Annotated in this window: 14 protein-coding genes; 12 read left to right on the forward strand and 2 right to left on the reverse strand. The window is 56.7% G+C overall.

All coding sequences use genetic code 11. From position 1 onward, the window contains the following. The first annotated feature begins 15 nt into the window (after window positions 1–15). Genes OSB_RS12145 through OSB_RS12155 form a run of 3 tightly spaced genes read left to right on the forward strand, consistent with a single transcriptional unit; the run spans window position 16 to window position 2,848 of the window. A complete protein-coding gene (locus tag OSB_RS12145) occupies window positions 16–1,245 on the forward strand; it encodes a beta-ketoacyl synthase N-terminal-like domain-containing protein (protein ID WP_049835253.1) in 1,230 nt (409 codons plus the stop codon). A gap of 3 nt (window positions 1,246–1,248) precedes the next feature. Then, a complete protein-coding gene (locus OSB_RS12150; RefSeq protein ID WP_049835254.1) occupies window positions 1,249–2,040 on the forward strand; it encodes an enoyl-ACP reductase FabI in 792 nt (263 codons plus the stop codon). A gap of 4 nt (window positions 2,041–2,044) precedes the next feature. Continuing rightward, complete coding sequence (locus OSB_RS12155) at window positions 2,045–2,848, forward strand: metalloprotease (RefSeq protein ID WP_234967385.1); 804 nt, start codon at window positions 2,045–2,047, stop codon at window positions 2,846–2,848. Here OSB_RS12155 and OSB_RS12160 read toward each other — a convergent pair. Further along, window positions 2,845–3,831 carry a helix-turn-helix domain-containing protein gene (locus OSB_RS12160; RefSeq protein ID WP_049835255.1) on the reverse strand — a complete coding sequence of 329 codons (987 nt, stop codon included), beginning with the start codon at window positions 3,829–3,831 and terminating at the stop codon, window positions 2,845–2,847. The genes OSB_RS12155 and OSB_RS12160 overlap by 4 nt on opposite strands. Window positions 3,832–3,972: 141 nt before the next feature. On the opposite strand from OSB_RS12160, the gene OSB_RS12165 reads away from it, so the two are divergent. After that, on the forward strand, window positions 3,973–5,043 hold the full coding sequence (locus OSB_RS12165; protein WP_049835256.1) for an alpha/beta hydrolase family protein: 1,071 nt from the start codon (window positions 3,973–3,975) through the stop codon (window positions 5,041–5,043). Between the two features lie 66 nt (window positions 5,044–5,109). On the opposite strand, the gene OSB_RS12170 is transcribed toward OSB_RS12165, so the two are convergent. Continuing rightward, window positions 5,110–5,547, reverse strand: a complete 438-nt coding sequence (locus OSB_RS12170; RefSeq protein WP_049835257.1) for an FKBP-type peptidyl-prolyl cis-trans isomerase — start codon at window positions 5,545–5,547, stop codon at window positions 5,110–5,112. Between the two features lie 94 nt (window positions 5,548–5,641). Between OSB_RS12170 and OSB_RS12175 the strand changes: the two genes are divergently transcribed. The 8 genes from OSB_RS12175 to OSB_RS12210 all read left to right on the forward strand — a co-directional run bounded on the left by OSB_RS12175 (window position 5,642) and on the right by OSB_RS12210 (window position 13,025). After that, window positions 5,642–6,037, forward strand: coding sequence for a DUF1801 domain-containing protein (locus OSB_RS12175; protein ID WP_049835258.1), 396 nt, complete (start codon window positions 5,642–5,644; stop codon window positions 6,035–6,037). Between the two features lie 54 nt (window positions 6,038–6,091). Then, window positions 6,092–6,769 carry a haloacid dehalogenase type II gene (locus OSB_RS12180; RefSeq protein WP_049835259.1) on the forward strand — a complete coding sequence of 226 codons (678 nt, stop codon included), beginning with the start codon at window positions 6,092–6,094 and terminating at the stop codon, window positions 6,767–6,769. Then, complete coding sequence (locus OSB_RS12185; protein ID WP_049835260.1) at window positions 6,769–7,584, forward strand: alpha/beta fold hydrolase; 816 nt, start codon at window positions 6,769–6,771, stop codon at window positions 7,582–7,584. The genes OSB_RS12180 and OSB_RS12185 overlap by 1 nt, the downstream gene beginning before the upstream one ends. After that, the gene (locus OSB_RS12190; protein ID WP_049835261.1) at window positions 7,581–8,552 is read left to right on the forward strand and encodes a threonine ammonia-lyase; all 972 of its coding nucleotides are present in this window, start codon (window positions 7,581–7,583) and stop codon (window positions 8,550–8,552) included. Before OSB_RS12185 ends, OSB_RS12190 begins: the two co-directional genes overlap by 4 nt. 69 nt (window positions 8,553–8,621) lie before the next feature. Then, window positions 8,622–9,839, forward strand: coding sequence for an endonuclease/exonuclease/phosphatase family protein (locus tag OSB_RS12195; protein ID WP_049835262.1), 1,218 nt, complete (start codon window positions 8,622–8,624; stop codon window positions 9,837–9,839). Continuing rightward, window positions 9,826–10,596, forward strand: coding sequence for an alpha/beta fold hydrolase (locus OSB_RS12200; RefSeq protein WP_049835263.1), 771 nt, complete (start codon window positions 9,826–9,828; stop codon window positions 10,594–10,596). Before OSB_RS12195 ends, OSB_RS12200 begins: the two co-directional genes overlap by 14 nt. Before the next feature lie 48 nt (window positions 10,597–10,644). After that, entirely contained in the window at window positions 10,645–11,859 is a 1,215-nt protein-coding gene (locus OSB_RS12205; protein ID WP_049835264.1) for a TCR/Tet family MFS transporter, read from the forward strand. A gap of 83 nt (window positions 11,860–11,942) precedes the next feature. Continuing rightward, entirely contained in the window at window positions 11,943–13,025 is a 1,083-nt protein-coding gene (locus OSB_RS12210) for a zinc-binding dehydrogenase (RefSeq protein WP_049835265.1), read from the forward strand.

A 13,025-nucleotide genomic window follows, 5' to 3' on the forward strand; every position in this document is an offset into this window, starting at 1 on the left:
TACTAAGGAGCAGCCATGCGTCGTGTCGTCATAACAGGAATGGGTATCGTTTCCCCTATCGGGAACAACGTAGCCGAAGTTGATGCAGCTTTGCGGGCTGGTAAATCCGGTATCGTTGCGTCTGAGGAAATGAAGGAACACGGGTTCCGCTCTCAGGTTGCGGGTACGCTCAAGATCGACATCAAAGAACACGTCGACAAGCGCACACTGCGCTTCATGGGGCCTGGTGCTGCTTACGCACACATTGCCATGGGCCAAGCGATTGAAGATGCTGGCCTAACCGAGGATGACGTTGTGAACCCGATGACGGGTCTAATTGCAGGTTCTGGCGGACCAAGCACGTCTGCGATGTATGCGGCACATAAGGTTGTTGAAACCACAGGCGCCACCAAGCGCATCGGCCCGTTTGCGGTTCCAAAGACAATGTCTTCGACCGTATCAGCGAACCTTGCCACGGCCTACAAGATCAAAGGCATGAACTTTTCGATCACGTCGGCCTGTTCCACGTCCTTGCACTGCATCGGCATGGCCGCACAGCAGATCGCGCTGGGCACGCAGGACATTATGTTCGGCGGCGGCGGTGAAGAACTGGACTGGACGCTGTCCTGCCTGTTCGATGCGATGGGTGCGATGTCGTCCAAGTATAACGATGCCCCCGAAACAGCGTCCCGCGCTTTTGACGCAAACCGCGACGGGTTTGTCATTGCAGGTGGCGGCGCGATGGTGGTTCTGGAATCCCTAGATGGTGCCCTAGCACGCGGCGCGAAAATCTACGCCGAAGTCACGGGCTTTGCGGCCACATCAGACGGCGCTGATATGGTTGCCCCGTCCGGTGAAGGCGGCGAACGTGCGATGCGTGGTGCACTGAAAACCCTGCCCGAAGGCCGCGAAGTCAGCTACATCAACGCCCACGGCACATCCACGCCAGTTGGTGACGTTGGCGAAGTCGAAGCCGTGCGCCGTGTCTTTGGCGAAGGTTCCACACCCCCAATTTCATCCACCAAATCCATGACGGGTCATTCCCAAGGCGCCACGGGCGCGCAAGAAGCCGTCTATTGCTTGCTGGCGCTACAGGGCGATTACATCATCCCGTCCATCAACGTCGAAACGCTGGACCCAGCGCTCGACCCATCCGAAATCGCGACCGAATTCAAAGCCGACGCAGGCCTCGACACGGTCATGACAAATTCCTTCGGCTTCGGGGGCACGAATGGCTCTATGTTGCTGTCAAAGTATAAAGGGTAAGCCATGACCATCGACATGAACGGAAAACGCGGCCTCATTATGGGCGTCGCCAACAACCGCTCCATCGCTTGGGGTATCGCAGAGGCGATGCACAAAGCCGGCGCAGAGCTTGCGTTTTCATACCAAGGTGAAAGCCTGCTAAAGCGCGTTGGCCCATTGGCCGAAAGCGTTGGATCAGACACATTGGTCGAAGCGGACGTGATGGATGATGCGTCTCTTGATACCTGTTTCCAGACGCTGAAAGACAAATGGGGCAAGATTGATTTTGTCGTCCACGCAATCGCCTATTCCGACAAAAACGAGCTGACAGGCCGTGTATCTGACACAACCCGCGCCAATTTCACCAACTCGATGGCGATCAGTTGCTACAGTTTCATTGATATCGCGAAGCGTGCGGCGGAGATCATGCCGGACGGCGGCACATTGCTGACGCTGACCTATGAAGGCAGCCAACGCATCACGCCGAATTATAACGTCATGGGTGTTGCTAAGGCGGCACTGGAATCCGCGACCCGCTACCTGGCCGCCGACCTCGGCCCACAGCAAATCCGCGTAAACGCGATTTCCCCCGGGCCGATGAAAACGCTCGCTGGTGCGGCAATCGCAGGCGCTCGTCGTACGTTCAAATATGCCGAAGCAAACGCACCTATGCGCCACAACGCGACACTGGATGCGGTGGGTGGCACGGCTGTTTATCTGGCGTCTGATGCGGGCGCTTGTACGACTGGGGAAATCATTCACGTCGATAGCGGCTTGCACGTCATGATGATGCCGGCGTTGGAAAATCTCGGTTAATCCAGTGATCAGTCCTGTTGTTTTCCTATTCTGCGCTATCGCAGCGTGCCTTGGCACCATCTACGCATTGCGCGGCGGCTGGACGTCGCCCCTGAAGACAACAATCATCGGGCTTGATCCACAAGGCTTGGGCATCTCGGCGCTTGCAGTGATCCTCGCCGTTGTGTTTTTCGGGCCGGTATTTGGCTTGTCGATTATTCTTGTCGTTGTGATCCACGAATTCGGCCACGTCGCAGCGTTTCGTGTGGCGGGCCACCATGATGCATCCTTCCGACTGGTGCCGCTACTTGGCGGCTATGCGATCTCAAATCGCCCCGTCGACACCCAAGAAGAAGACGTTTTCATCACCTTGATGGGCCCTGCGATCTGCCTTGCGCCGATGTTGTTGGCCTATGCATTGGCACAGATTTCGCTTACAACGTTTCCGGCGGCCTACTATCCGCTTGTGACATTCGCGAGCATTTCGGGCGCCCTGAACTTTTTCAATCTCTTGCCAATTTGGCCACTGGATGGCGGCAAGCTTACCGCGTCGATCACATCCGTTTTCCACGACCGCGCACCGTTCTACATCTTTGCGACGACCTCTGCTCTTATCGGGTTGGTGGCATTGCTGTCGCAGTCGTTTTTCTTGGTGTTTCTGGTCATCATGACGGTTCAACACCTTATGCAAACTGGCGGCGGCGATGGGCGTGCGCCGTACCGGCGGATGTCCAAGAAACGTGCGCTGATTTGCTTAGGCGCGTGGCTGTTCACCGCGGCAGCCCTGTTTATGGGTGGGATCGCCACGATCACCCGTTTCGTAGGCTAAGCCTGACCGCTACGCCAATCACTTGGCGCGACACCAACGACCCGCAAAAATTCACGGTTGAAGTTGGACTTCGTGTTAAAGCCTGACGCAAGCATCGCGTTTGTGACGCTTTCACCAGCAACCAATGCATCCTGCGCCGCCTTGATCCGCGCAGCGTTAATGTAGCGCGATACGTTTTCACCCGTGACTTTGTTGATCGCCGTCGAAAGCTGTTTTACCGGAATGATCAAACGCCGTGATAGGCGTGACAGAGTCAGGTCAGGGTTTAAATACAGCTGCTCACCCGCCATCAACTTATCCAAACGCGCCACGATTTGTGTGTCGAGTTCTGTTATCTCTTGTTCGGGAGTTTCGTCTTCTTCAGATGGGGCATTCTCTAGCGCCCCAGAAAGGCTCAACGCGCCGATGACCAGCAACATTGCGCTGGAATAGATAGAGATGATCCAAGGCTGCAAATGCGCGGCCCCCAATATTTGGACTGCGACGATTAAAACATCAGTGAACGCCGACCCAATAAGCGCCACTCCGATGATCGTCCAAATCCGGCCCGGAAGATCACCCGCATCCAACCGCAACCGTGGCAAGGCATCTGCCCCCTTCAGGCTACGCCACAAAATGGCAATCCCATACCCGACGAACAAGGCGGGTATCAGCGTGTCGAGCAAGTATGGTTGCGTCACCAACGCACCAACGGCCAGCAACGGCCCCGCCATATGCACCAAGTCAGACCGCTGAAAATTCCGAACTGCCGTCGTTTGAAACGCCACCCACGCCATCGCAGGAACAAACGTTGCAATAATCGGCTGCAACACAAGCGTCCCCGGAACGCGATAGTGCTGGGCCATCGAAATAATCACTCCCTGCACCGCGCAAAGTGCCAGCAGTAAAACCAGCGGCCCGTGGCGACGATCAACCAACCACATGCGCAACAACAGGAACCCCAGCACAAGCGAGCTGATCAATGGGATGGGCAAACTGGGCATCTACACGTTCTCCGGCGTGAAACTGTTTCAGCCAACTTGGTCCTAAAACCGGTTCTTGGCGACCTCAAACCGATTTCAGGTCGCGCAAAATGTGCCCGCCCCCTCAAATCGGCTCATCACTTCAACAAACGGAGAACAGACATGAACCGCCCGCTTATCCTTATTACCGCCGCCGTCCTTGGCACTGCTGCCGTCGCCACGGCGGCACTTACAACAACAGGTTTTAGCCTCACACCAAAGCCGATCGTCGCCTCTGAGATGCCAGGTTACACCCCACTAACCTTCAACGCCCCCCACCACGGGCGCGATGTACTTGGGGCGATCTACTATCCTGCTGCGACAGGTGGGCGTGCATTTACGATGGCCGAGAACGGCGTTTTCATCGGTGTCGAGGTGGTCGAAGAAGCCCCCATTCGCGCAGGCGACCACCCTGTGGTCCTTCTAAGCCACGGCATGGGTGGCAACATCCGCTCATTGACTTGGATGGCTGCCGAACTGGCTGATCGTGGCGCCATCGTTATCGCCGTGAACCACCCTAATTCCACATGGGGCGATTTTGATATCGTCAAAGGCATGGATCACTGGACACGCGCCCAAGACCTAAGCGTCGCCCTTGATGCGGCGCTTGCAACGCCCCTGTTGCAGGACCACGTTGATATGTCGCGCGTGATGGCAGCGGGGTTTTCCTATGGCGGTTGGACAGCGTTGTCCCTTGGCGGCATGACGGGCAACCATGCGGGCTATCTCAACCATTGTGAGGTTTACAGTGACGCCTCAAGCCATTGCAGCGACTTGCTCGAAGCAGGCGCAGGCCTCGCGTCCGTATCTGCCGACGATTGGAACGCATCCTACGCCGACCCGCGAGTCACCCATGTCTTCGCTCTGGAACCCGGATTAACATGGGGGCTTGAGGCGTCCGACACCGCTGACCTTGTCGACAACGTCAGCATGATCAGCCTTGGCGCTGGCGATGATCGCTTGGTCGCGACAGATTACGACACCAGTGGCCTTACCGCGATGTTACCCGATGCCAGCGTTAAGAACATCGCACCCGCCTTCCACTTCACGGCCCTACCTCTGTGCAAGCCAATGGGCGCCGCGATCTTGGTTGAGGAAAACGACGACCCAGTTTGCACAGACCCAGAAGGCGCGGATCGGTCATTGACCCACACGCAGATCATTGACCGTGTCGCGCAGGACTTGGGGCTGTAAACGTCCCGCAAACGCAATCGGGCCGCGCAATCACTGCGCGGCCCGATTCAATTCGCTTCAGATCGCTTACGCTGTCTTTATCGAAATCATCTCAATCGCGAAGGTCAGATCCTTGCCTGCGAGCATGTGGTTCGCGTCCAGCGTAACTTCAGTGTCGTTCAGCTCAACGACAGTCACTGGCATCACGTGCTGCCCATCTGGGGATTGCATTTGCAACGTCAGCCCCATCTCTAGCGGAATGTCCGCTGGGATTTGCTCACGCGGGATGGACTGGCGGTTTTCAGGGTTGATCGCGCCGTAGGCTTCTTCACATGGAATTTCGACAACCTTTTTGTCGCCGACTTTCATGCCTGGAATTGCTTTGTCCAAACCGGGGATGATCTGGCCCGAACCAACCATGAATTCCAACGGGTCACGGCCATCGCTGGAATCAAACGTTGTGCCGTCTGCCAATGTGCCGGTGTAGTGAATGGCAACCGTGTCGCCTGATTTAACTTCGCTCATAATATGTCCTGTCTGGAATTGGGTGATTTCGCGCGCTGCCTAACAATCGCACCCCAAGATTGCAAATCAGCCTTTAACGCGGCACCATACCCGCATGACCCAACCTTTCGCCTCGCCTGCTGTCCGCGACGCTTTTGCGGCTTTCCCTCAGCCTGCGCATGACACGCTTATGTCGCTGCGTGCGATGATCTATGAAATCGGGGAAACCCTGCCCATTGGGCGCATAGAAGAATCGACGAAATGGGGGCAGCCATCCTACGCGACGCCGAAAACCAACCTCGCCACTCCGATCCGGCTTGGACTGTCAAAGGCCGGGGATCCGGCGGTCTTCACCCATTGCCAGACCACCGTGATGAGCGACTTTCGCGCCCTCGCCCCAGCGAACATGGCGTTTGATGGTAATCGCGCCGTGCACCTACCCGTCCATTCGCCGCCTAATCTGAACGAACTCGCCCCTCTTATCCGCGCAGCACTCACTTACAGGCTTTGAGGCTTTCCAAGCCCGAAGTTGCATGCCAAGCTGTTCCCAACAGAAAGGTTGCCCATGACAATCACCACCTGCATTTTTGACGCCTACGGAACCCTGTTTGATGTGGACGCTGCTGCGCGCAACGTCGCCAAAGAACCGGGCCAATCGCAATTGGCCGCCGTCTGGGGGACTTTGTCTGCGGACTGGCGTGCAAAGCAGCTGGAATATTCATGGCTACGCGCGATTGCAGGCCAGCACATTCCGTTCTGGCAAGTCACCCAGGATGCACTTGATTGGGCCTTGGATAACAACGGCTTGCACGACAACGCCCTGCGCGCCAAATTGCTCTCGGTTTACAAAGAACTGCCAGCGTTCCCCGAAGTTCCCGCCATGTTGAAGGCGCTAAAGGAAAAGGACGTCAACATCGCGATCTTGTCCAACGGCTCGCCCGATATGCTGGTTAGCGCCGTGCGCTCGGCTGGGATCGGCGAATATCTGGATGATGTTTTGTCCGTCGAAGAGGTCGAAATCTATAAACCACATCGCCACGTGTACGATCTGGTTTGGGACCGCTTTGATGTGCCGCAAACCGAAGTTTTGTTTGCCTCATCTAACGGCTGGGACGCGGCTGGCGCTGCCGGTTATGGTTTTGGTACCGTTTGGGTGAACCGCGCGGACAAACCCCAAGACCGCCTTTGGGCCGCACCACACCGCACGCTCAAAGACCTTAGCACAATTCCCGATTTGGTCTGATGCCTCACTTTACGGCACAGGACAGCACGCGACTTTATTACACTGACACGGGCGAAGGTTTGCCCGTGCTGGCGCTTGCAGGGTTAACCCGTAACACTGCGGACTTTGACCATGTGGCCCCACATCTGAATTGTCGGCTTATCCGAATGGATTACCGTGGGCGCGGCCAGTCTGATTGGGCGGATCCTGCAAGCTACACAATTCCCCAAGAAGCCCAGGATGCGATCGCGCTGCTCGATCATCTGAACATCGAAAAAGCAGGTATTCTTGGAACGTCACGTGGTGGCCTTATCGGAATGGTCCTCGCTGCAACGGCCAAAGATCGGCTTTTGGGCGTCGCCCTCAATGACATTGGACCCCACATCGAAGCGGCGGGCCTGTCCGTGATCAAAGACTACATTGGCCGCAATCCCGTTCAGAAAACCCACGAAGACGCGGCCGCATTTCGCGCCAAGGCGTGGTCTCACTTTAAGGGCGTCCCGATGGATCGTTGGTTAGCAGAAGTTGCTGCCCATTATGACGAAACACCAGACGGCCTTGTCATCAAATACGACCCGAAGCTCGCCGACACTGTGCTCGCCGCCAGCACCAACCTTGCCCCTGATCTCTGGCCCGTTTTTGACGCGATGGCCGGCTTGCCTTTGGCCATTCTGCGCGGCGATGCGTCGGACCTGCTATCCACCACCACATTCGAAGAAATGCGTAACCGCCGCCCCGATGCACACGCCGCGACCGTTCTGGGCCGTGGCCACGTCCCGTTTTTGGACGAACCAGAATCCTTGGGCGTTCTTAACGACTGGATCCTATCCCTATGAACATCGATATGATCCGCGCTGCTGCCAAACGCTTGGACGGCCACGCCCGTCGCACGCCTTTGCTGTCTTCCCCGTTCTTAGATAAAATCGCGGGCCGCAAAGTGTTTATCAAACCCGAGTGTTTGCAGCACACCGGCAGCTTCAAATTCCGTGGCGGTTGGTCTGCGCTCAGCGCTATGGATCCCGAAAAACGCGCCAAAGGCGTCATCGCCTATTCCAGCGGCAACCACGCACAAGGCGTCGCGCTGGCGGCTGCCCGACATGGCACAACATCTGTCATCATCATGCCAGCTGATGCACCGCAGCTGAAAATCGAAAACACCAAGGCCCTCGGCGCTGAAGTGGTTCTTTATGATCGCGATACGGAAGACCGCGACGAAATCGGCGCGCGTATCGCGCAAGATCGCGACCTCACCCTCGTTAAACCATTTGATGACCCGATGGTCGTCGCCGGCCAAGGCACGTGCGGCCTTGAGATTGCGCAAGACGCGAATGCGCTTGGCATTGAGAACGCCGATGTTTTAGTCTGCTGCGGCGGTGGTGGTTTAACGTCCGGCATCGCGCTCGCGTGCGAAGCAGACGCCCCGACCTTGCGCGTTCGCCCTGTCGAGCCCGAAGGCTTTGACGACGTTGCACGTTCTCTTCGCTCTGGTGGGATTGAACGCAACAATCAAACGTCCGGCAATATCTGCGATGCCATCATCACCCAACAACCCGGCGATTTGACCTTCCCGATCATGAAACGTCTTTGCGGGCCCGGCCTTGTCATCAGCGAAAAAGAAGCACTTCAAGCGATGGCACAAGCATTCTTGCGCCTCAAACTGGTCGCTGAACCCGGCGGCGCGGCTGCCCTTGCTGCAGCCCTCTATCGCAAAGATGAAATCAGTGGCGATGCCGTTATCGTGACGATCACCGGCGGCAACGTCGACCCAGCCCAATTCGCGCAGGCCCTCGACACGCTAACCTAACCTGTGTTTGCTTCTGTTTCTTAAATATCCCCGCCGGAGGCTCCCCTCCTCAACTGAAAGACGCCCGACATGACCCGTTTCACCATCGCCAGTTTCAACGTCAAAAACCTCATCGGAGCGGATAAGGAATATTACGAATTCCAAAAATACACGCCCGAAGAATACGCGTGGAAACAAGACTGGATGGCAGATCAACTGCTGACGATGGATGCTGACATCGTGGGCTTTCAGGAAATTTTCGAAGAAGACGCCCTTAAGGACGTCATCGCAGAGGCCGACGCCCTTGGTCAGGCGTCAAACGCGGCCTCGATCCCAGACAAGTCCAAGCGCTACCATCGCAAGGCCATTTTCCGCAAACTCGCCTACACGCCCTACGGCACAGGCGGGCTGGCCTTTGCACCTAACACGGCGGACACCGGCGAAGCGGGCAAGCGCCGCCCTGGCCTAGCGATCGTTTCACGTTTTGGGTTTGTCGGCACACCGGAGGTCATTCAGGACCTCCCCGAACCGCTCGAAATTCCGTTCTCCGCGTTGCGCGGTTCTGATGGTGACGACGACGCAGGTCACTATCGCCTGAGCCGCCTTTCGCGCCCGATCCTAAAGGCGCGTATTCCGGTTGGTGAGCAGGTCGTAACTGTCTTCAATTGCCACCTGAAATCCAAACTCGGCGAACTTATCACGCCTGCTGGGGCAGACTTCCCGCCCGCCGCTGACCTAACGCAATACGATGCCGCTGCCCGCGCGATGGGGTCACTCCGTGCCGCCCTGCGTCGCATGGCTGAAGCATGGGTTCTGCGCCGTGAAATCATCGCAGAGCTTGAGGCTGGGAACCCCGTCATGGTTTTGGGTGACTTCAACGATGGGGAACATGCTGTGTCCTCTGAAATCATCTCTGGCGAGGTTCCGTTCAAAAACTACTCGTGGATGCTGCGCCATGATGCGCAAACTGGTCGCGACCGGTATTCCAAGACCGAAAACCTGCAAATCCGCGAGGCCATCAATCGTGTGCGCCTGCATTCCGCTGAAAAGCTATTCGTACGCAAATCATCCCGCGATATGGTTTATACGTCCGCCTTTGGTGGCAATTTTGAATCCATCGACCAAATTTATATGTCGAACCATTTCCACCCTGACGACAAAGATAAGATCGGCGAAATGGAATACTTCTCGGTACTAAACGACCACCTCACAGATGGCTCCCATGCAGAAGCGCCCTACAACAAACTCGCATCTGACCACGGCCAGATCATCGCGCATATGGTGATGGGTGACGATGACGACGCATAAAATCCAAGCCAAAGGTGCGACCCTGTTTGCCAAAGTTGAGGGCACAGGGCCAACTTTGGTCTTTGCACATTGTCTGGGGCTTGATCATCAGGTCTGGGATGGCGTTGTGGCCCAACTGCCGAACTACTGCTGCGTGCGCTATGATCTGCGGGGTCATGGTCAATCTGACGTGCCGAGCGGCCCTTACTCCATGGGTACGTTGATCTCTGACGCAGAGGCGGTTTGTGATACACTCGAACTGCGTGACGTGGTTTTTGTTGGCTTGTCCGTTGGCGGACTCGTGGCGCAGGGCTTGGCCGTCAAACGCCTCGACATTGCGCGTGGCATGACGCTGATTGGCAGCGCTGCCAAACACGGCCAACCCGAACCATGGCATACCCGCGCCAAGACCGTTCGTGACGGCGGAATGCCCGCGATCATTCCTGAGATGTTAGAGCGTTGGAACGCCCGCGAGAGCAGTGCCATGTTGGATGAATGGCTGACACAGGCAGACGCAGAAGGGTTTGCCGCCACCTGCGAGGCCATAGCAGGAACCGATTTTTACACCCCGACTTCTGGTTTGCGCCTACCAACGCTGGGTCTTTGTGGAAACTTTGACAAATCCACGCCACCAGATCTTGTGCGCGAAACCACCGACCTTGTTCCGGGGTCGCAGTTCCACCTAATTCGTGGCGCTGGACATGTCGCTCCGGTTACCCACGCTGATGATATCGCAGCCAAGCTTGGCGACTTCCTCACGTCAATTGGCCACGTCTGACGCAGAAATAGCCTTTCCGAACTGATCAGTTCACCTTATGTAACCCATATGGACGCCTCACAGCGCAAACGCGCCTTCACATTTATTCTCCTTACTTTGACGCTCGATGCGATGGGCATCGGGCTGATCCTGCCTGTGATGCCGGACCTTATCGGCGAGGTGAACGGCGGCACTATTGGCGATGCGGCCCTTTGGGGTGGTATCCTTGCGACGACGTTTGCGGTGATGCAGTTTATCTTTGGCCCGATCCTCGGGTCATTGTCAGATCGATACGGCCGTCGCCCTGTTCTGCTTATTTCGCTTCTGGTTATGACGATTGACTATCTGGTCATGGCGGTTGCAGGCACCATCTGGTTGCTTTTCCTCACCCGCGTCATCGGTGGGATCACCGCTGCAACACAATCAACCGCCACGGCGTTCATCGCAGACATCTCAAAACCCGAGGAAAAATCCGCGAACTTCGGGCTGGTTGGCGCGGCGTTTGGCCTCGGCTTTGTATTGGGTCCGGTCATTGGCGGCCTATTGGGCGAATTCGGCCCACGCGCGCCCTTTTATGCGGCAGCGCTCCTTGGGGCTTTGAACCTGCTCTTTGGGTATTTCGTTCTGCCGGAAACGGTCACCGATAAAATGCGTCGTCCTTTCGTGCTGCGCCGCGCCAATCCGTTTGCCGCCTTCAAAGCACTGGGCCAACTCGACGGCGTGCGCCGCCTTATCTTTCTTGTGTTCCTCTATGAATTCGCCTTCATCGTTTATCCTGCGACATGGGCTTATTTCACCAAAGAAGCCTACGGCTGGTCCCCCGGCATGGTCGGCGCATCGCTTGCATTGTTTGGCATCGGCATGGCGATTGTTCAGGGCGGGCTTATCCGCATCGCACTGCGTCATCTGGGCGAACGCGGCACGATCATCTATGGTATCGGCTTTAACTTCCTTGCGTTTGTCATGCTGACACTGATCTCAAACGGTTGGATAGCGCTTGCTTTCGTTCCACTTACGTCTCTAGGCGCTGTCGTTACACCAGCTTTGCAGGGTTTGATTTCGCAACGCGTTGGTGATGATCGCCAAGGCGAACTGCAGGGCGTCATTTCGTCAGCCAAATCCATGGCGATGATTTTCTCACCTCTGGTAATGACGCAGCTGTTCTGGGCCTTCACAACTGAAACAGGTCCGTATTTTCCAGGTGCGGCTTTCATCCTTTCTGCGCTCCTGATGATCTTGTGCATGATTGTTTTTTTAGGCCGTCTTCGCCAAACCGCACCCTAAACGACACTGCAAGTCGCTTTCGCGCTTGAACTCTGCGCACGCTGCAACCAACCTCGACCAAACCCCTTTGCTCGAGGTCCCTTATGTCCCAAATCAAAGCCGCTGTTTGCCACGAGTTCGGCCAACCATTCACCATTCAAGACATTGAAATCCGATCACCGATCGACAGCGAAGTTGAGGTCACCTTGGCCGCCTGTGCGATCTGCCATTCCGATATTTCCTATGCCGATGGCATTTGGGGCGGTTCACTTCCGGCGGTCTATGGCCACGAAGCGGCGGGCACGGTCACCGCTGTCGGCCCGAACACCAACGGTGTGAACCTCGGCGACAAGGTCGTTGTCACGCTGATCCGTTCATGCGGCACATGCCCAAGCTGCGCATCTGCCCGCCCGACCAATTGCGAAGAAGGTTATGACGGCGATCATGGCCCGATCAAAACCGCTGAAGGCGGCAAACTGCATCAAGCGATGGCCTGCGGTGGCTTCGCTGAAAAAGTGGTCGTGGACGCGTCCCAAGTCGTGACGCTTCCTGATGGGATCAGCATGGAAGCCGCGTCCCTCCTCGCCTGTGGTGTCATCACTGGCATCGGTGCCGTTGTGAACGCCGCCAAGGTACGCCCGGGCCAAGACGTCGTTGTTATTGGTGCGGGTGGTGTTGGCCTCAACGCGATCCAAGGCGCAGCAATCGCCGGCGCACGCCGCATCGTCGCCGTAGATATGGAACCGTCTAAGCTAGACGTGGCAAAGGAATTCGGCGCAACCGACGCCGTTCTCGCAAGCACGGAAGCACCATGGCGCGAAGCCAAAAAGCTGATCGGCCGCGGTGCGGACGCTGTGCTGGTAACGGTTGGTGTTGCCCCCGTTTATGACCAAGCCCCCCGTTACCTCGCCAAGGGCGGCAATATCGTGATGGTCGGCATGCCCGCCTCAGGTGCAGCATCAAGCTATGAAGCCGCCAATTTCGCCGCAGCGGGCCAAGGCATGATCGGTTCCAAGATGGGTGACGTCGTGATCAAGCGCGACATCCCTTGGATCGTGGACCTTTATAAGCAGGGCCGTCTCAAATTGGACGAACTCATTTCCGGTACGTGGTCACTTGAGCAGATCAACGAGGCAATTGAAGATACTAAAACCGGTGCAGCCAAGCGCAATGTCATCGTCTTTTAG

This window comes from Octadecabacter temperatus (assembly GCF_001187845.1).
Lineage (GTDB): Bacteria > Pseudomonadota > Alphaproteobacteria > Rhodobacterales > Rhodobacteraceae > Octadecabacter > Octadecabacter temperatus.

Coding starts and splice junctions, on each gene's coding strand:
- OSB_RS12190 (WP_049835261.1), top strand. CDS start 7,581: ATGAACATCGATATGATCCGCGCTGCTGCCAAACGCTTGGACGGCCAC.
- OSB_RS12210 (WP_049835265.1), top strand. CDS start 11,943: ATGTCCCAAATCAAAGCCGCTGTTTGCCACGAGTTCGGCCAACCATTC.
- OSB_RS12150 (WP_049835254.1), top strand. CDS start 1,249: ATGACCATCGACATGAACGGAAAACGCGGCCTCATTATGGGCGTCGCC.
- OSB_RS12175 (WP_049835258.1), top strand. CDS start 5,642: ATGACCCAACCTTTCGCCTCGCCTGCTGTCCGCGACGCTTTTGCGGCT.
- OSB_RS12170 (WP_049835257.1), bottom strand. CDS start 5,547: ATGAGCGAAGTTAAATCAGGCGACACGGTTGCCATTCACTACACCGGC.
- OSB_RS12180 (WP_049835259.1), top strand. CDS start 6,092: ATGACAATCACCACCTGCATTTTTGACGCCTACGGAACCCTGTTTGAT.
- OSB_RS12205 (WP_049835264.1), top strand. CDS start 10,645: ATGGACGCCTCACAGCGCAAACGCGCCTTCACATTTATTCTCCTTACT.
- OSB_RS12195 (WP_049835262.1), top strand. CDS start 8,622: ATGACCCGTTTCACCATCGCCAGTTTCAACGTCAAAAACCTCATCGGA.
- OSB_RS12160 (WP_049835255.1), bottom strand. CDS start 3,831: ATGCCCAGTTTGCCCATCCCATTGATCAGCTCGCTTGTGCTGGGGTTC.
- OSB_RS12145 (WP_049835253.1), top strand. CDS start 16: ATGCGTCGTGTCGTCATAACAGGAATGGGTATCGTTTCCCCTATCGGG.
- OSB_RS12165 (WP_049835256.1), top strand. CDS start 3,973: ATGAACCGCCCGCTTATCCTTATTACCGCCGCCGTCCTTGGCACTGCT.
- OSB_RS12200 (WP_049835263.1), top strand. CDS start 9,826: ATGACGACGCATAAAATCCAAGCCAAAGGTGCGACCCTGTTTGCCAAA.
- OSB_RS12185 (WP_049835260.1), top strand. CDS start 6,769: ATGCCTCACTTTACGGCACAGGACAGCACGCGACTTTATTACACTGAC.